This window comes from Marinicrinis sediminis, assembly GCF_042685085.1.
GTDB classification, from domain to species: Bacteria; Bacillota; Bacilli; order Paenibacillales; family KCTC-33676; genus Marinicrinis; species Marinicrinis sediminis.
On record NZ_JBHUMM010000045.1, the window covers coordinates 46,161 to 65,353 of the forward strand.

Consider the following 19,193-nt stretch of genomic DNA (forward strand, 5'->3'; position numbering starts at 1 on the left):
ACTTTCACTCTATCATGCTGACCCTTTTCATGTTGCTGTTCAGGTTCTCTCCTGCTGAATATAGGCAAGCAGTTGCGCATGATCCAGGGGTGCGCTGAAGTAATAGCCCTGACCAATGTCGCAGCCAAGCTGACGTAGATATTGATATTGTTCAGCTTTCTCCAACCCTTCCGCTACCACCTTCAATCCCAGCTGATGCGCAAGCCGGAGCACGGCCTCCACTATGCATGCTTCCGTTGCCGCACTCGGCAGCTTCTGAATAAACGATTTGTCCAGCTTGATAAACTGAATCGGCAGCTCCTTCAAGTACATCAGGGAAGAATAGCCCTTGCCGAAATCATCAAGCGAGATACAGATGCCCAGTCGATGCAGTCTGCGCAGGATCTTCCGTACCTCCTCAACAGAATGGATCAGAATATTCTCCGTTATTTCCACATTGAGACAAGAAGGCTCAATGCCCACCTCCTGGATGACAGTCTCTATCATGTTCATAAATTCAGGGTGCTTCAACTGAATCGCAGACAGATTCACTGAAATGACGTAACGATGACCCGTTTGCTCATAAAGGTGATGATGAAGCTCGCAGCTGCGTCTCAATATCCATTCACCCATTCCTACAATGAGACCCGTCTCTTCGGACACCTCAATCAACTCCGACACTGTAAAAAAATCATCCTGATAGCCGTCCCAGCGGATGAGCGCTTCAAAGCCGACCAGCAGCTGGGTATTCAGATCCACTTGTGGCTGGTACATCAGATAGAAGCGCTGCTGCTTCATGGCATCCCGTATCCACTGTTCAATCTCCAGTCGTCTTCTCAGCTCAGCCTGAATGTCTTCATGGAAGAAGACAATACGATTCGAATGAGATTCCTTGTACTTGGACACGGCAATTTCTGCATGCGCGCACAGTTCTTGTGTCCGTCGACCGTGTTCGGGATAGAGGGCAATGCCAATGCGATGAGCCAGATAAAATCGGTACGGACCCAATGTGATGCCCTGCTCGAATCGTTCTTCCAGCCGACGCGCATGCTGATAGACCTCCTGTTTGCTAAAGCAAGGGATCAACAGGGAAAATTCCAGTTCACCCGTCCTGGCCAGACGGCCCTGCTCAGGCAAATCCTCGCGCAGACAGTCCGTGATGCTCAGCATCAGTCGCTCCCCTTCACCAGGCTGAAGCATATGAATCCAATTTTGATACGGTTCCACCTGTACCTTCACAATCGCCCACTTGTCATGTTGTTCCGCCTCTGCAAGGGCAAGATCCACCAGGCTTTGGAAACCTGCCCGATTAGGGAGATGGGTCTCCGAATCCGTATAAGCCAAACGGTGAAGGTGCTGTTGCAGCGCAATGCGATCCAGCTCCTCCTGAATCATCCAGCGACTGATATAAATCAGAACGGGATAGATGAACAGGATATACAAGCTATACTGCCTGAGAATGCTGGTCTGTATATGGGGAGGCAGCACAAAAACGGTCATCAGCACCAGGGATGAGATGCATAGACCGATGAGCAGCGAATGAAAGGCGGCAAACCTTCTCTTTTGAAAGACATTTGGAAATAGTCTATTCTCTATGTATCGAAAGGCAGTCCCGATCACAGTCGCGCCCGCCACCTGCAGCAGACCTGCTTCCATGCCCGTTCCCCCGAGTGCATAACGCCCTGCAAGCAGGATAGCGGCCGTGACCAACATACCTCTCCAGCCCGTAAACAGCGCAGACAGAACGACAATGGCCGCTTTTCCATCGAGAATAACACCATCCGAAATGGTGACCGGAAGGAGCATGCCGATCAGACCGACCAGACCAAAGCAGGCGCCAATAGCCGTATTGCGGCGCTTCATTTTGCGAGACACAAAACGTTGATCAAAGCGGCTGATCAGCCATACCAATGACAGGATTAAAGTCATATTCTGGATCACCGCAATCCACGGTTGATCACCCATATGCGACACCTTCCATTTCTCTGGACGTCATTGCCAATATCTATTGAATATCGGCATTTCCGACGAAAAAGTTAAATGGATGGTATACATGGCCAGAGAAATCCATGAAAGCGAAATAAACAAAAAAACCGCCTCATCCTGGTTTCCTTCCAGAATGAAGCGGCTGCTGCCGAATTTCAGCCTTTTATTCGGTCGTTCGTCTAGCCTGATGACCGATGCTATGCCTGATCCTGCTGTTCTCCGAAAAACATTTCATCTGCCAATGCAGTCTGAATGCGCGCTTCCTCTTCATTCAGCTTGCGAACCAGGTCCATCTCTACCTTGGTAATCTCTTCACCCTGGAAATTGATCTCGGCAATGGAAGCGGTAATCTTCACAATGGCGATCGCCTGATTGCCAGGGGTATAGGCAATGGCTTTTTGCCCGGTCGGGTAGACACGAAAACCGCTTTTGATCATCGCTGTTTTTCCGTACTCCAGCAAATCATGCAGCTCTTGTTCATTTTTGAATTTGCATACTGAGTTAAATTCGGTTTGAAAGCCCATGCAGGTCCCTCCGACAGTTCATTATTCGAGCTTCTTATTCAAGACTCCATGCCAAAAGAAAGCTTCTGCTTTCCATTATACCTCTCGAGCGCCAGTTGAATCAATCGATCAAGCAGCTCGGGATAAGCCAGACCACTTTCCTTCCAGAGCAACGGATACATGCTGTAAGGGGTAAAGCCCGGCATGGTGTTGATTTCGTTGATAAACAACGCCCCGTCATCCTTGCGCATGAAGAAATCCACTCTCGACAAGCCGGAACCGTCGATCGCGCGAAATGCGGTGCGGGCCATGTCCCGAATCTGTTCGGATACATCCGGTTCAATCTCCGCCGGTATGATCATCGCTGACGTACCATCCACGTATTTGGCCTTGTAATCGTAAAAATCACTGGAAGAAACAATTTCTCCAGCCACAGACGCCTCCGGCTCTTCATTGCCAAGTACCGCCACTTCAATCTCTCTGGCATCCACGAATTCCTCCACCACGACCTTGCGGTCAAAACGCAGCGCATAGGCCACGCCCTCGATGAGCTCCTCGCGATTTCTCGCCTTGGAAATGCCGACACTGGAACCGAGGTTTGCCGGTTTGATGAAGCATGGATAGCCAATGGAGACCTCCATATCCATCACCAGATAGGCCTGATTCTTCTCCCATTCCGATGCGGCAAAATGACGATAGATACATTGAGGCAGTCCGGCCTGGGCGAATACTTTCTTCATCAGCACTTTATCCATGCCCACTGCCGAAGCGAGGACGCCTGCTCCTACATACGGCACATTGGCCATTTCAAATAGTCCCTGGATCGTCCCGTCCTCTCCGTTGGTGCCATGAAGAAGCGGCAACATCACATCAAAATGGGGGGGTGCAGACTGAGGCGATGAAATCTCGGCATCTACCGCATGCAGGGATACAACTGGCTGCTCCTGTCTGTCGTTCAGATGACCGAACAGCGTGGCCAGACCGCTTTTCGATGTTTCCCTGGAAAAGCTCAGCTGATCGACGTCCTCAATCACGTCGGGAAGCTGATTCCCCATCCGCCATTCGCCTTCTTTTGTAATATAAATCGGGCTTATTTCATATTTGTCCTTATCAAATGCATTGATCACGGCACGGGCCGTCTGCAGGGAAACCTCATGTTCCCCCGATTTGCCGCCGTACACGATCCCTACTCGCTGTTTTTGAGTCATAGTAACCTCCATGGATTCCTGCTTTCTATCCTCCGCTGAGCGCATTCACATGATAGAAGCCATACTTCGTATGCCCACTCCAGGCCGGTGAATCGGTATAATCCCAATACCTGCGCTTGCTGTTCGTCGTATGGGCATTAACCAGCGGCATGCCCTGTTTATCCTTCGCTGTGACGATGGTAGCATGCTGAAAACGGCCATCGCCGTTCCAATCATACAGGATGCAATCTCCGATTTCCAGCTGATCCGCCCGTTCCACCCGCCTTGCAAGGGGTTGACTGCGTTTGGCGGACAGATACAGATGCAGGCTCTGGGCCACGGTCCAGCTGAAGCTCCAGCTCCCCGAGCCTTTGTTGCTCCGATACCACCAGCCGCGTTCTCTTCTCCCAGTATAATTTATGGGCACCCCGCCTGCATAGAGGCATTGGGAGACAAAGTTCGTGCAATCCTCATCAAAATAACGAAAGGAAGGATTGGGTCGCTGCCAATACTGATCCGCATACTGTCTGACTTTATCCCGGTCATATGTAAGACGGGCATCTCCATTATCTGTACCCGCATACTCATCACGATTAAACGCAGGACCCCGAATTTCGGCTGACTCCGAATCCGCACGATACACCATACTTCCTTCCTCTGCCCTGTCCCGTATGACGCGGGCAATCTGCCAGATCTGACCCACTTGCTTCATATGAAGCTGCTCGCATTCCAGCCGCTCTTCCTGAAACAGCTGACCTTGCTGGGTATAGGCCAGCTCGCGATGAATTTGCAGGGTAATCGCAACGTACCCACTTCGAATCGGAGAGACGTATACCCCCCGCAAGGTGGAACGGGAAGACGCCAGGGAAATTCCGCGGGCTTGGTGGTGATGCCTTAACCGCTGCAGCATCTCCTGCATTCGTCTGGCATGCTCTGCATCCTGATGCCGTTTGGGAAAGTGAAAGGCATAGCTGCTGAACCATCCCTCTCTCGCCCGTACATAATCATCCACCATCTCCATCCACTCTTCGCTCACTGTAGCCCTCCTTCTCTGCATCCGCCCGATGACTGATTTACGATAGACGTTGTCATAATATATGACGGGGTTTGTGCCAACATGAGCGAAAAACATCTTTACCTGAATGAAGAGAAAAGGTATACTAGGAGAGGATGAAAAACTGAAATCGTGTTCCACAGAATGAAACTGAAAAAGTTGTGAGGAGGCCGAAAACATGAGCAAGCAAGCATTCCCTGTTCGGTCCAGCCTTCAGGTCGGAGAAAAGTCTTATCAATACTATTCTCTGAAGCAGCTGGAAGAACAACTCGGCAAGTCGATCTCTAACCTGCCTTTCTCGATTAAAGTGCTGTTAGAGGCGGCCATTCGCCAATTCGATGGCAGAGCCATCACAGAGGATCATGTCAGTCAATTGACAGACTGGGCGAATATTAAGGAAAAGAACAAGGAAATTCCTTTCATTCCAGCGCGGATCGTCCTGCAAGACTTCACCGGAGTTCCGGTCGTTGTCGATCTTGCGGCCATGCGTGCCACGATGCAAAAAGCCGGGGGAGACCCAAAACGCATCAACCCGCTCGTTCCGGTTGATCTGGTCATTGACCATTCCGTCATGGTCGATGCATACGGCAGCGAAGATGCGCTTGAATATAACATGAACAAGGAATTTGAACGGAATGAAGAGCGATATCGCTTCCTGCGCTGGGCGCAAACGGCGTTTGACAACTTCCGTGCCGTTCCGCCTGCAACCGGTATTGTCCACCAGGTAAACCTGGAATATCTGGCATCTGTTGCAGCCACAAAAACGGTAAATGGGGAAACAGAAGTGTACCCGGATTCCCTCGTCGGAACGGATTCCCACACGACCATGATCAACGGTCTCGGCGTTGTTGGCTGGGGTGTTGGAGGGATCGAGGCAGAAGCGGGTATGCTGGGTCAGCCCCTGTATTTCGTTGCACCAGAAGTCATCGGTTTCAAACTGACAGGCAGTCTCAGTGAAGGAGCGACCGCAACGGATCTGGCTCTGACCGTGACCCAAATGCTTCGCAAAAAAGGCGTTGTCGGCAAATTCGTTGAGTTCTACGGTTCCGGTCTGAGCAACATTACACTGGCTGACCGTGCAACGGTGGCCAACATGGCGCCTGAATATGGCGCGACTGTTGGTTTCTTCCCGGTAGATGATGAAACACTCAACTACATGAGAATGACCAACCGCAGCGCTGAGCAGGTTCAGCTGGTTGAGGACTATTACAAGGCACAGGGCATGTACCGTACCGATGAGATGGAAGATCCGGCATTTACCGATACCATCGAACTCGACCTGTCTACCGTCGTGCCGAGCTTGTCCGGACCCAAGCGTCCACAGGACCGCATTGAGCTGACTGACATGAAGGAAGCATTCAATCAAATTATTCGTACCCCTATCGATCAGGGCGGATATGGACTGGATGAAGCAAAGATCGAGGAAAAGGTACAAGTCAAACATCCGAATGGTGAAACGACAGAACTTGGAACCGGCGCAGTCGTCATTGCCGCCATCACCAGCTGTACGAACACCTCCAACCCGAGCGTGATGCTGGGTGCCGGACTGGTTGCCAAGAAAGCCGTGGAAAAAGGACTCGTCAAGCCAGCCTATGTAAAAAGCAGTCTGACACCTGGTTCTCTTGTCGTTACCGAATATCTGAAGAAATCCGGTCTGCTTGCCTCTCTGGAAGCACTCGGCTTCCACGTCGCCGGATATGGCTGTGCCACCTGTATCGGAAACTCCGGTCCATTGCCGGATGAGGTCAGCAAGGCGATTGCCGATCATGACCTTACCGTGGCTTCTGTCCTAAGCGGTAACCGTAACTTTGAAGGCCGCGTGCATGCCCAGGTCAAAGCCAACTATCTGGCCTCTCCGCCACTAGTTGTCGCGTATGCACTCGCTGGAACGGTCAATGTTGATTTGGCCAATGATCCAATCGGTCACAATGAACAGGGTGAAGCCGTTTATCTGAAAGATATCTGGCCGACGAATGAAGAGATCAAAAATGCGATTCAGCAGGCCATGAGCCCTGAATTGTTTGAAGAGAAGTACAAGGATGTCTTCCGTGCGAACCCTCGCTGGAATGAGATTCCGGTACCGGAAGGCCAACTGTATGAATGGGATGACAAATCCACGTACATTCAAGAGCCTCCATTCTTCGAAGGACTCTCCACCGAGCTGGACAATATCGAAGAAATTCATGGCGCGAAGACGCTGGCGCTGATGAATGACTCCGTTACGACGGATCACATTTCACCTGCAGGTAACATCAAGGTGGACAGCCCGGCTGGACAATACCTGATTGACCATGGCGTGAAGAAGGAAGACTTCAACTCTTACGGTTCCCGTCGTGGTAACCATGAAGTTATGATGCGCGGTACGTTCGCCAACATTCGTATCCGTAACCAGATGGCTCCTGGAACAGAAGGTGGGGTAACCACTTATCTGCCAAATGGTGAAATCATGCCGATCTATGATGCTTCCATGAAGTATCAGGAAAACGGAACACCGCTTGTGGTCATCGCAGGTAAAGAATACGGAACCGGAAGCTCCCGTGACTGGGCAGCAAAAGGAACCGATCTCCTGGGTGTCAAAGCGGTTATTGCGGAAAGCTTTGAGCGTATTCACCGCAGTAATCTGGTCGGGATGGGTGTGCTTCCTCTCCAGTTCCCTGAGGGATTAAGCTGGAAGACGCTCAATATCGAAGGCACTGAAACCTTCAACATTAAAGGTCTGAGCAATGACGTCACACCTGGCCAGAAGCTGAAAGTCGAAGCTATTCGCACAGACGGCAGCTCCTTTGAATTCGAAGTGATCGTTCGCCTGGACAGTCTGGTGGATGTCGATTACTACCGCAATGGTGGTATTCTGCAAACCGTATTGCGTCAGCTCATTCAGGAAGACAAGTAAAAGGAAACTCTCAAACTCAAATTCACTATTGGCGTATCGTTTTGTTATCTGACATGACGATACGCTTTTTTTCGCTTTTCCTTCCTTTCCTCTCATATTCCAATCATTTTTACAGTTATCTTACACTATTATGTCAGATATTTTACAAAAAAATGGTCGAAATTTGTCTTAATAAAAGGTACTATTAAGTTATAGACGGAATGATCATCAGGAGGAGCGATATCTATGCTGAATCGACTAAAAAACCGCATTGTTTTTAAAATATCTGCCATCATCATCACATGTATTGTCATCTTGTGTGCAGCCCTCATCTTTGTCAGTACCACTCAATTGCAGCAGCAATATTATAAAGAACTGAAAGACATTGAAGCCATCGTCCAGCATCAGTTTCAGGGCAATATGGAGCTGCTCAACAATTATCGTCAGCTGGCGGAAAGCAACCCGAATGCGTATGTGGAAACCGCACCGGGCAGACAGCTGCAAACGCAAATCGAATCCTATGTGACCTCTGAGGACATTTCCAACCTCTACATACTCTACCCGGATATCATCGAGCAGGACGGCAAAGCGTACATTAAAGTACTCGCCGCCAATCAGGCGCTCATAGACGATGGACTGACGTCCCAGAGTCTGTATGAATTGACGCCGGAATTCCGGACTGCGCTGGATGAAGCACGTACGGAAAAAGTAGGCATGACCGACCCTTATGACGATCATTCTGGTACATGGTTGTCTCTTCTCAGCCCGATCTATGACAGCAACAACGGCATAACCGCCTATGTCGGACTGGATTTTGATTATGGCATGGTCAAGGACAAGTTTCGAAGCATGATCGTGAGCAGTATCTTGACGGGACTGGCCATTATGATCGTAATCGCAGCTGCACTCATCTACATCCTCAACCGTACCCTGCGACCGATCATTGAACTTTCACGGCTTACCGAACAGGCAGCCAAAGGGGATCTGACTGTGTCCATTGAGCAGAAATCCAAGGATGAAATCGGCATCCTGGCTGGCAGCTTTAACACGATGATCGTCAATTTGAGAGACTTGATCCAGAATGTGCAGCACGTAGTGGCTGAAGTGAATCATTCCTCTCAGGCACTGACTGACAACTCGGCGTCGACCACACAAGCAGCAACGAAAACGAATGAAGTTATCGTGTCCGTCGCCACCGGCTCCAAGCAGCAAATGCTCAGTACGCAGGAAAGCTCCAGAGCACTAGAGGAAATGTCGAGCGGCATACAAAACATCGCGGAATCGGCTTCCCTTGCCTCTGAAGCTTCTACAGAAGCATTGTCTCAGGCTGATCATAATCGTCAGGCTGTGGAGAGCTACACCCATACTGTCGAGAACATTCAGCAGTCTGTGTCCAGTTCCGCTGACGCCATCCAGCAACTTGGGAAGCTCAGCGAGGAGATCGGCAACATCACAACCGTCATCACGGGTATCGCCAGCCAGACTCACATGCTTTCCCTCAATGCAGCGATTGAAGCAGCGCGGGCCGGTGAGCACGGAAGAGGATTTTCAGTGGTCTCCAATGAGATTCGCAAGCTTGCGGAACAATCCAGAGACGCTTCCAACCAGATTACACACATCGTACAGCGTATTCAACAGATGACCACTGAAGCTGTCGAAGCGATGGTACGGGGTTCGGAGGATGTCGGGGAGATCACGACATTGTTCCATCGCATGAACGAGGCCTTTCAATTGATCGTCAGCTCCATCGGCAAAATCAGCGGCCAGATGCAGGAGGTCTCCGCTGTGTCTGAAGAAATGTCCGCAAGCTCTGAAGAAGTGACCGCGAGCATTGTTGAGCTGGCCACCATTTCTCAGGATGCCTCACAGGCTTCTGATGAAGTATCCAGACTGGCAGGCGCTCAACTGGCATCCATACAGCAAATCGCAGATGCTTCCAGACAGGTCAGCGATCTTTCACAAAATCTGGAGCAACTTATTCAGAAGTTCAAGATTCATGCCTAGTTGTTCCTATTGCCGTTAACCATCTCATAACGAAAATGAAACCGCCCTGTGTGAGCTACAGGAGCGGTTTCTTTGGTTCTTTTGGTTACTCGACTTTCTTTCAATGGGTCTGGTCGATCAGGCGAGAGGTGAAACATGTCAGGAACGAATCATGTTCCCCATTTTGCGCGCTGTTTCCTGAAGGACACGTGCATGCTCCCTCATCTTGTCCATCGTCAACCGGTTGGCTGGTCCCGAAATGGACAGCGAAGCGGCCAACTGGTTGGATCGGTTGAACAATGGCACTGCGACAGCAGCCGCCCCTGCTTCTCTCTCCTCGATGCTCGTGGCATACCCCTGAAGACGAATGGTTTCCAGCTGCTGTTCAAAGGCTTCCCGCTCCATATAGACAGGCCAGTTCTCATCATGCAACACGGCCTTGCGATCCTCCATGGAGGCATAAGCGAGCAGAATCTTGCTGGAGGCACCGACATATAAAGGCAGCCTCGCTCCAATCGGAGCCACCCGCCGTACGGACTGCTTGCTCTGAACGGCCTGGATGCGAATCCGTTCCTTGCCGTCTCGTACATACAGGCTGATCGTTTCCCCGATCTCATCCCGAAGTCTTTCCATTTCCGGCAACAGAATTGAACTGATATCTGATTCGGACAATTGGGCGGACAACTCCCAGATGCGGAAGCCTAACCGATATTTGTCGGTGCCGCCATCCCGTATGACAAAACCTTTGTGTTCCAGTGACAACAAGAGACGATGAACGGTGCTCTTATGCAGGCCTGCCTTTACGGAGATGTCTGTCATCGACAGCTCTGTCGCTTCCGTAAAGCAGAGCAGTATATCCAAAGCACGATCTACCGCGCGTACCGTTGCTTTTCCTTCCTCCATGACTGATCCCACCTCATAGTTTCATATAATGAAACTTAGTTACAAATATTGTACTGCAAATCAAGGAAATTGTCATCGTCCACGCACATATCCATTTTTCAGGCTGAATACATATGGGGATAGGGAACATCCCTCCAAGGAGGTTCATCTCATGCTGATGATCTATGGTCGCATGATGCCCATGCGCATACTGGAAGAAATTCGATTTTGGAAAACCCAGGAGGAGGAGCATACGGTTGTCATACGCAGCCTGGTCAACCAGCTGGAGCAGCCCTTTGTCCAGCTCATGAAGGAATGGGAGCAGGTTTTCGCCCAGAACAGAGAGGCGGCAAACGCGTGGATTGAGCAGGAATTGAGCGCATCCCCTGTACCCCCTTCCGCTTCTGCTCTCACAGTTGAAGCAGACCAGCTCCAGCCTTTTATTGACCGTTGTGTCTATCATTCACAGGCATTCATCAAGCAGCTCTATCAAATGATGGAGCATAGCCGCGTCATACGAAAAAACCATGTTGCCCGAACGGTCATCCTGCATATTATTCGCGAATCAGAATATTTCCTGAATGTGATGCATGCCTTGCTGCAGCAAGAGGCGGCGGCAGAAGAAAAAGGTTCGGATATCATGGACGTTCGCCTTGGCAGCCGGCAGCAATCACTCTCCCTCTCGTCATGGACAGAGGGCACCTGGAGTGAATATGCGGGTGGATCGAATACCGGAAACACGGATGCCATGACTTCGGTTCCGATCGGACAGCACAGACTCCCTCCGCTCCCCTATCCATATGATGCACTGGAGCCGTACATCGATGAACAGACGATGCGACTGCATCATGACGAGCATCATCTGAGCTATGTGAAGGGATTAAATCAAGCCGAACTTCAAATGCAAAAAGCACGGGAGCAACAGCAATACGATCTGATCAAGCACTGGGAACGCGAAGCCGCTTTCCACGGAGCCGGGCATTATCTGCATACGATTTTCTGGGACGTGATGACTCCGAAAGGAGGAGGAAAACCAGAGGGGAGCTTGCGAAGACAGATCGAACAGGATTTTGGTCGGTTTGAAGCATTCAAACAGCATTTTTCCAAGTCTGCCCTGACGGTTGAAGGAAGCGGGTGGTCCATTCTCGTATGGAGCCCCAGAGCCCGCAGACTGGAAATTCTGCAGGCCGAGAAGCACCAGAATCTGTCCCAATGGGACGTCATTCCTCTCCTGCCGCTGGATGTGTGGGAACACGCTTATTATTTGCGTTATCCTAATAATCGGGCTGCGTACATCGACGCCTGGTGGAATGTCGTCAATTGGCCAACTGTCCAGGAACGGTTCAATCAGGCGAAGCAGGTAGCTTGGCAGCCGTATTGAGCCTATCCTGATCAGGCGTGACCCGTCTGACAACCAACCCGTCCAGCGGATACCGAAAGCGAACAGCCTCTCCGGGACCAGGCGGAACGTTCACCAGCTCCATGGACAGCACATCTCGCCCTTCTGACAACGGAAAACTGCCCAGCGAGGTCCACTCCTCATTCAGCTCTGTGATCCAGCTCTGCGTACCGATGGAGACGGCCATCGATGTGCCGGGCTTACACACTTCTGCCCGCACCCCTATCTCGTACCAGGCAGTCTCCATTACTTCAACTGCCATCTGCTGCGAATCTCCCGGTTCAAGCCAGTGATGTGTCCCGTGACTCCCTGGTGTCACATGACCTGTCACCGCTATTGGCGCATAGGTGGGAATCGTCGTCTCTGTCTCACCCGGATAACCAATAAAAAATACCGCGATCTGATGGGACCGCCCGCTTGCCAACAATTCCTGGTACCAGCTCGCAAGCTTCTCACGCATAAAGCTGCACATTTCGGGGTGTTCCTGAGCCAGATTGTGCCTCTCGCGGGGGTCTGCCACTGTATCGTACAGCCCATCACCTTCTGTTCCAGGTACAAATTTGTAGCGATGATTGCGAACAGACAGATTGCAGTCCTGCAGGTCAAATCGAATATGATTCCGATCCTTCAAGACATCCCATTCGTGTGTTTTACCCGTCCATGCGGTTTCATGCGTCGCATTGTAAAACAGGCGCTCACCCAATGTCTCCTGCTTCTCCAGCAAGGCTCGCAGGCTCTGACCGTCCAGGGGAAGGTTTCCTTGCGGCAGCGGAACGCCCATGAAATCCAGTAATGTCGGAACCAGATCAGTCACATGCGCCATCTCCGCCTCCACTCTGGGCTTCAGTCGTCCGGGCCAACTGATCAGACAAGGTACATGTGTGCCATGATCCCATATCGTCCCTTTGTTTCCTCTAGACCTCGGCGGATTGCGCAAAGACATTTCCTCGTCTGTCAGATCCGGCATGTTGGAAGCTGCTGCTATGGGGCCATTGTCACTGAGAAACAGAAAGATCGTATCCTCCAGCAACCCTGCCTCCTCTAGTGCGTCACGAATACGACCGACGTTCTCATCCACCTGCTCGATCATGCCATACACGGTGGACAGACTGTCAGACAAGCCTTTTTGCCTGTACTTGTCGATATAACGCTCTGGCGCATACCAGGGCTCATGTGGAGCCAGATAAGGCACGTACAAGAAGAAAGGCTCTGCCTGATGTGTATGAATGAAATCGATGGCCAGATCGGTGATCACCTCCGTCGTCCAGCCTTCCGTTTGCACCCGTTCCCCATTGTGATCCATTTCGTTATGCTGATGCTCATACAGGGTAGCCATCCAGGCTTCTTCAAAGCCGCGATGATAAGGCAGATAGGCATGGGTCTTGCCGGAGTGCCATTTCCCCATCATCCCGGTCCGGTAACCCTGGTCTTTGAGCATCTGGGCCATTGTCGTTTCTTCAGGGTTCAGAAAATCACGGCCACCGTGGACATGCCATACACCCGTGCGCAGAAAATCACGACCAGTTAGCAAAGAAGCGCGCGTCGGTGCACAGACCGGCGTACAATGAAAAGCATCCATTCTAATGGATGCGCGTCCAAGCTCATCCAGTCTCGGCGTCTCCAAATCGGCATTGCCGTGCAAGCCGAGATCCCCATACCCTTGATCATCCGTCAATACCAGGACCAGATTAGGTTTCACCCTACTCATTTCTTATCACCTCTATCCAGTTTGTCTGCCCGTTACATAAACAGCCAGGCATCCTTACCTATCATTTTATCACATTTAGTGAATTGTTATATAACAAATATAACAAATTCTTAGTGGTGGCCGAACATCCTACTGTTTTCATACAAATAAATTTCGGACAAAAAAAACCGTGAGCAGGGATGATGAATCTGCTCACGGGCTTATATCTGCAAAACATTGTTATGTTATTCCTTGAGATGTTATCCTTGACTATGTTTATACCTATTTACTGGTTTTGTGTTATTCCTTGTTTCCCTCTTTGCTGCTTCCTTCTTTGCCGTTTACCTGGATGCCTTCTTCCTTGAATACCTGTTCTACAACATGGAGCGCGCTGACTGCTCTCGGAAAGCCGGCATAGCCAGCACATTGCAGTACCAGTTCCAATATCTCAGTTGACGTCATCCCTACACGCAGCGCTGCTTTCACGTGAAAGCCCAGTTGTTCAATTGCCCCTTGAGTAATCAGGGAAGTCAGGGTAATAATCTCGCGATCCCTTAAACTGAGTTCCTCTCGTGCATATAAATCTCCGAATCCAAATGAGACGAGCGTATGGGAAAAATCAGGAAAAAAATCTCCGATTTTTTCGATGAGCGACACTTCCTTCTCCGTCACCATCTTCCTTAATGTTTCCAGCCCTGTCTCGTACCGCTCCTGATTTGTTTTATTCAGATCCATCTCCTGCTCGCGCTCCTTCTCAGCCCCGTTTCATCGTAGGCGGGATTTCATGCGGGTCCATCCGGATGTCGATCACACTCACCCGATCTGACTTCAGCGCCTGCTGAATCGCGGATCGAAGCTCATCACTGGTCGTGCATCGGTAACCATCCGCACCCATCGATTGCCCAAATTGCGCACTGTCGAGCGGAACTGTGTAGGTCGTACCTACTGCTCTTCCCAGATGTCGTCCCATCCCCTTGTCCACCATATCCAGACTATGATTGTTGGCGACCAGGAACAGTACAGGTGCCTGATAATTGACGGCTGTCGATACTTCCGTCCCATTCATAAACATGCATCCATCTCCGGTGAGGCAGACGACCGTACGATTCGGGTCCGCCAGCTTCGCTCCAACGGCATACCCAATTGCTCTTCCCATCGTCGCATACACTTCTTCAAAATAAAACGTACCGGGCTGCCGGATATCAAAATATTTGATGGCGTAAAAAGAATGGCTGCCTGCGTCCCCGTACATCAACGCATCATCCGGCAATTCTTCACGCAGCACCTGCATCACCTGCTGGCCCTGGAGCGGACCTTCTGCTGGTTCTGGCTGCTTCTCAGATGCCAGGGCGGCTGCTACCTCAGGCAGCGGCGCTATCTGAAGCGAACTAGCACTGTCCATGCTTAGCAGCGCCTGCAGGTTCAGCTGGATATCGCCGATGACTGGCGTGGTCGGAACGGGTATCGCCTTGCCGATAAACTGAGGCTGATAATCAAAATGGATGATACGGGACGGGTACATCTCCGGTCTGATTCCCGCCAGCTCCAGGTCGCTAAGCTGACTGCCCGCCACGACCATCACATCAACTCCCGCTGTCAGGTAAGCCTCCGCAGCGTCATGACCGCCAAGTCCCAGCGGCCCGAGAGACAAGGGATGATCACTGCGCATGACTCCCTTGCCACCCGGTGTCGTTGCCACAGGAATCGACCATTTTTCTGCAAACTGTTCCAATTCCCTGTACATATGCCGGGCATGCAGACCAGCTCCGGCCAGGAGCATGGGCTGCTTCGCAGAGGACAACAGGGAAGCCACTTCATGCAGATTCGAAGCCATCACTTGCGGGTAATGAAGAGGAAGATCCAATTCAAAGGGCTCAATGTCCTCACTTAGCACATCCAGTGGTATACATAGATGTACCGGCCCTCTCACCCCCGTAAACGCCTGCTCCATCGCATGTTCCAAATAGCATTGAAAGAGTTCGCCACGGTCCACTCTTGCGCTGAATTTCGTGACAGGCTCAAACATTTTCACCAGATCCGTACCAAACATGGTACTGTCCTGTCCCAGCACTTTTCCCGCTTCGCAGATGGGTGGAGAGCCGGTAATGAACAGAACCGGCAAGTGACTGAACATGGCTTGTCCAGCAGCGGTTAGCATATTTGTGCCGCCTGGCCCTGCCGTTCCGATTGCCACGCCCAGGGATTGACGGGTCATGGCATACCCGGATGCGGCCAGTCCTGCTCCTTCTTCATGCTTGCAAAGGACGAACCGGATTCCCGCCTCGTCCAGATGGAGTACGAGCGGGGTTACCGGCTTTCCCGGAATTCCGAATACATGGGTAATGCCCCATTTGACTAGGTGACTGGTACATAACTGACTTACAGATGGCATGAATGTTTCCTCCCCGCACCGCTTTAATTCATCGTCTTCCGGCTCGCGATGAGTGCCGCAAATGATTGTTCAAATTCATTGGCAGATACCGGCTTGCTGAAATAGTATCCTTGTACTTCATCACAGTGCTGTGCCTGCAAAAATTGAAGCTGCTGCTGATCCTCCACTCCTTCAGCAATGACTTCCAGGTTCATACTGTGCGCCATCGCAATAATGATGCTCACAATATTGCCGTCGCCTGTCCCCAGACTGATGTCCCGAACGAAGCTCTGATCAATCTTCAGCCTGTCAATCGAGAAATTTTTCAAATAGTTCAGCGAGCTATACCCGGTTCCGAAGTCGTCCATGCTGATTTGAATGCCCAGCCTGTGAAGCTTGTCGAGCATTGGAATGGCATGCTCTACATTCAGGGTCATCGTCTCCGTAATCTCGAGATCCAGATAACGGGGGTCCAGTTGGGTTTCTTCCAAAGCATCCTGAACAACCTTCACGAATCCATCATCCAGAAACTCCTGTGAAGACAAGTTCACGGCCACTCGAAAAGGAGGCATACCGGCATCCTGCCATTTTTTATTTTGCCGGCAGGCTTCACGCAAGACCCAACGGTCAATCTGCTTGATCAGTCCGGTCTCTTCTGCCAGCGGGATAAATGCGCTCGGATAGATGAGTCCACGGGTCGGGTGATGCCAGCGAATGAGCGCCTCGACCCCTTTCAGATCTCCCGTTCGAATATCCATTTGCGGCTGGTAGAACAACTGAAACTCCTCATGCTCCAGCGCCTTGCGCAGCGAGCTCTCGAGCATAATCTTCTCGTGCGACTTCGTATTCATATCTGGTGAATACATGGCATAAATATTCAATCCGCGCTCCTTGGCGCTGTACATGGCCGTATCCGCTGTGACCATCAGGCTTTCGACATCCTGTCCGTCTTTCGGATAGATGGAGATTCCTGCACTGGCCGTCAAATGAAACTCATAGCCATTCATATTGAAAGGCTGCCTGAAAGTATTTAGTATCGCACGTACACGTGGCAATGCCTCTTCTTCATGTTTCAGGTGAGGAAGCACGAACATAAATTCATCCCCACCCATACGGGCTACAAATTCACCTGGAGTCAGTATTTCGCGCAAACGCAGCGACACCATGGTCAACAGCAGATCACCGCTGGAATGACCCAGCGTATCATTGACGATCTTGAATCGATCGAGATCGAGATAGACAATCGCAACTTTCTCGCTGCGCTCCTGTGCGTGACGGATGAATGATTTCAATTGATCCTTGTAATATCTGCGATTCGGAAGCTTGGTCAGATCATCATGATTCGCCAGGTAATTGAAGCGTTCCTGCGCTTCTACCTTCTCCGTGATGTTCCGGAACTGACCAAATGCTCCGAGCAATTCTTTCTTCTCATCATAAAGGGGGTATGCATCAAACAGACAAACGAGCCGATCGCCGGTGACTTTTTTGCCAAAGGACATCTGAACATCCTCGAAGGTGCTCCCTTTCTGGATCACCTCATAGATGTAATCACCCATGGAATCCAGTTGCTGAACTTTTCGACCCACCATATCTCTTCTGGACATGCCCGTAAACAGCTCGGCATATTGGTTAAAGGCGGTGATGACCCCATCGCGATTCGTGAGAATCATCCCGTTTCTGGTATTGTCCATAATGATCTGGTTGAGCATATCCAGCTTCCGATTCTGCTTGCGCAGCATGAGCTCCCGTTCTATCGAATCCGCTGTGGTGGCCAGCATGGTCGTCATCATCGGATTTTGCAGTTCTTTGGCCGTCATGATGATCAGACTGCCGAGCAGCTCACGATCATCTGCATTGTGAAAAGCCACCCCATAGCAGGCACTCTCATGCAAATACGTATGGAAATGATCGTCCCCGATGATCTGTATCGGGGCCTGATGGTGTTTCAGGGAAAGGTTAACCACGTTGGTACCCATACTGGATTCTGTAAACTGAACGCCCGGCTTGATCCCCAGATCATGGATCGTTTTCTTGATTGTCTCGTCTCCCATCATGTGCAGGATAAAGCCTTTATTGTCGGAGACAGAGAGCAATAGGGGTGTTCCTTTCAGAAAATGTAAAATTTTCTCGCCAAAAAAATTGACTACCGACAAGATTTCACAGTATTCTTCGCGTTTTTTGATGAGATCTGCCTGAGACAAAATTTGTTGCGGGGAAGGAATTTTTGTCGCATCCATCCCCCGGTCCCTGCAATACTGATTTGACTCCAGAATAAAATCCGCTTTGCTCTTCATCGTTATCAACACGCCCCCTTTCCAGCTTTGGAATCCGCTTCTGATTTATTCTTCGGCTTCATTCATAGACTTATTAAGATAACAGACACCAAAATACGACACTCTTTATATTTTGATCTGTCCCTCATCCGTTTGTCTACCTATAAGCTTTTACCATTAATCATATCATATCAAGGACCCTTATTCATCCACCGTGGTTAGAATCTTCGCAATTATCTGATAGATTAACAAAAAGACCCTTGTCTCTATGAGACAAGGATCAAGCAGAGGGATATTTCGATGTGATTCGGCTTATTCCTTCACTAGAGACATAAATTCAGATCGTAGAGCGGAATCCTTCAGAAATACGCCGCGAACGGCAGAGGAAACCGTCTTGCTACCCGGTTTTTTGACACCGCGTGAGCACATGCACAAATGCTCTCCTTCTACAATCACCATGACCCCGTGTGGCCCCAGTGCGTCCATCAGCGTATCGGCAATTTCAGACGTAATCCGTTCCTGTACCTGCAAGCGGCGTGTAACGGCCTCGACCAGGCGGGCAAATTTGCTCAGACCGGCAATCTTGCCGCTCGGAATATACCCGATATGAACCTTTCCGAAAAATGGAGCCATATGATGCTCACACTGGCTGTAATATACGATATCTTTGACAATGACCAGTTCTTCATGACTCTCGTCAAAGGAAACGCCCAGTACGTCCTTCGGATTCACCTGGTACCCGGCGAAGATTTCCTCATACATGCGGGTCACTCTGGCTGGGGTTTCAAGCAGCCCTTCGCGATCCACATCTTCCCCGATCAATCTCAATATTTCACGAACATGATGTTCAATCTGCTCTCTATTTTCAGCTACTCGCTCATTGGAGTAGTCTTTCAATCCGGCCATGCCTAAGCCCTCCTCTATTGGCTGCAGTTAGTACCTGCGGCTCTCATCATAGCTTGATACAAATCATACGATAAATCCAAAGGGTTGACAACCTGCTTCCTTGTGGAGATT

At 50.5% G+C, this 19,193-nt stretch carries 13 protein-coding genes; 3 read left to right on the forward strand and 10 right to left on the reverse strand.

Annotated elements, in window-relative coordinates:
• Positions 1 to 39: 39 nt before the first annotated feature.
• The 4 genes from ACFSUC_RS18625 to ACFSUC_RS18640 form a co-directional block, all read right to left on the reverse strand.
• Positions 40 to 1,944, reverse strand: coding sequence for a putative bifunctional diguanylate cyclase/phosphodiesterase (locus ACFSUC_RS18625; RefSeq protein ID WP_379931155.1), 1,905 nt, complete (start codon positions 1,942 to 1,944; stop codon positions 40 to 42).
• Positions 1,945 to 2,162: 218 nt separating this feature from the next.
• Entirely contained in the window at positions 2,163 to 2,489 is a 327-nt protein-coding gene (locus ACFSUC_RS18630; RefSeq protein ID WP_379931156.1) for a hypothetical protein, read from the reverse strand.
• 38 nt (positions 2,490 to 2,527) lie between these two features.
• Positions 2,528 to 3,676, reverse strand: coding sequence for a D-alanine--D-alanine ligase (locus ACFSUC_RS18635; RefSeq protein WP_379931157.1), 1,149 nt, complete (start codon positions 3,674 to 3,676; stop codon positions 2,528 to 2,530).
• 25 nt (positions 3,677 to 3,701) lie between these two features.
• Entirely contained in the window at positions 3,702 to 4,691 is a 990-nt protein-coding gene (locus ACFSUC_RS18640) for an amidase domain-containing protein (RefSeq protein ID WP_379931158.1), read from the reverse strand.
• 196 nt (positions 4,692 to 4,887) lie between these two features.
• Here ACFSUC_RS18640 and acnA point away from each other — a divergent pair, with 196 nt between their 5' ends.
• Positions 4,888 to 7,602 carry an aconitate hydratase AcnA gene (gene acnA / locus ACFSUC_RS18645; protein WP_379931159.1) on the forward strand — a complete coding sequence of 905 codons (2,715 nt, stop codon included), beginning with the start codon at positions 4,888 to 4,890 and terminating at the stop codon, positions 7,600 to 7,602.
• Between the two features lie 225 nt (positions 7,603 to 7,827).
• Positions 7,828 to 9,585: a methyl-accepting chemotaxis protein gene (locus ACFSUC_RS18650; RefSeq protein ID WP_379931160.1), complete on the forward strand. Its 1,758-nt coding sequence runs from the start codon at positions 7,828 to 7,830 to the stop codon at positions 9,583 to 9,585.
• Between the two features lie 138 nt (positions 9,586 to 9,723).
• Here the strand turns inward: ACFSUC_RS18650 and ACFSUC_RS18655 are convergent, their stop codons facing one another.
• Positions 9,724 to 10,467, reverse strand: a complete 744-nt coding sequence (locus tag ACFSUC_RS18655; protein ID WP_379931161.1) for an IclR family transcriptional regulator — start codon at positions 10,465 to 10,467, stop codon at positions 9,724 to 9,726.
• 151 nt (positions 10,468 to 10,618) lie between these two features.
• Between ACFSUC_RS18655 and ACFSUC_RS18660 the strand changes: the two genes are divergently transcribed.
• The gene (locus ACFSUC_RS18660; protein WP_379931162.1) at positions 10,619 to 11,827 is read left to right on the forward strand and encodes a Fe-Mn family superoxide dismutase; all 1,209 of its coding nucleotides are present in this window, start codon (positions 10,619 to 10,621) and stop codon (positions 11,825 to 11,827) included.
• On the opposite strand, the gene ACFSUC_RS18665 is transcribed toward ACFSUC_RS18660, so the two are convergent.
• The 5 genes from ACFSUC_RS18665 to folE form a co-directional block, all read right to left on the reverse strand.
• Positions 11,790 to 13,553 carry a sulfatase-like hydrolase/transferase gene (locus ACFSUC_RS18665; protein ID WP_379931163.1) on the reverse strand — a complete coding sequence of 588 codons (1,764 nt, stop codon included), beginning with the start codon at positions 13,551 to 13,553 and terminating at the stop codon, positions 11,790 to 11,792. The two genes, ACFSUC_RS18660 and ACFSUC_RS18665, sit on opposite strands and share 38 nt — an antisense overlap.
• 279 nt (positions 13,554 to 13,832) lie before the next feature.
• Positions 13,833 to 14,267, reverse strand: coding sequence for a carboxymuconolactone decarboxylase family protein (locus ACFSUC_RS18670; protein ID WP_379931164.1), 435 nt, complete (start codon positions 14,265 to 14,267; stop codon positions 13,833 to 13,835).
• A gap of 19 nt (positions 14,268 to 14,286) precedes the next feature.
• A complete protein-coding gene (locus ACFSUC_RS18675) occupies positions 14,287 to 15,924 on the reverse strand; it encodes a thiamine pyrophosphate-binding protein (RefSeq protein ID WP_379931165.1) in 1,638 nt (545 codons plus the stop codon).
• 23 nt (positions 15,925 to 15,947) lie between these two features.
• Positions 15,948 to 18,197, reverse strand: a complete 2,250-nt coding sequence (locus tag ACFSUC_RS18680; protein ID WP_379931166.1) for an EAL domain-containing protein — start codon at positions 18,195 to 18,197, stop codon at positions 15,948 to 15,950.
• 291 nt (positions 18,198 to 18,488) lie between these two features.
• Positions 18,489 to 19,082, reverse strand: coding sequence for a GTP cyclohydrolase I FolE (folE, locus tag ACFSUC_RS18685; RefSeq protein WP_379931167.1), 594 nt, complete (start codon positions 19,080 to 19,082; stop codon positions 18,489 to 18,491).
• Between the last annotated feature and the right edge of the window lie 111 nt (positions 19,083 to 19,193).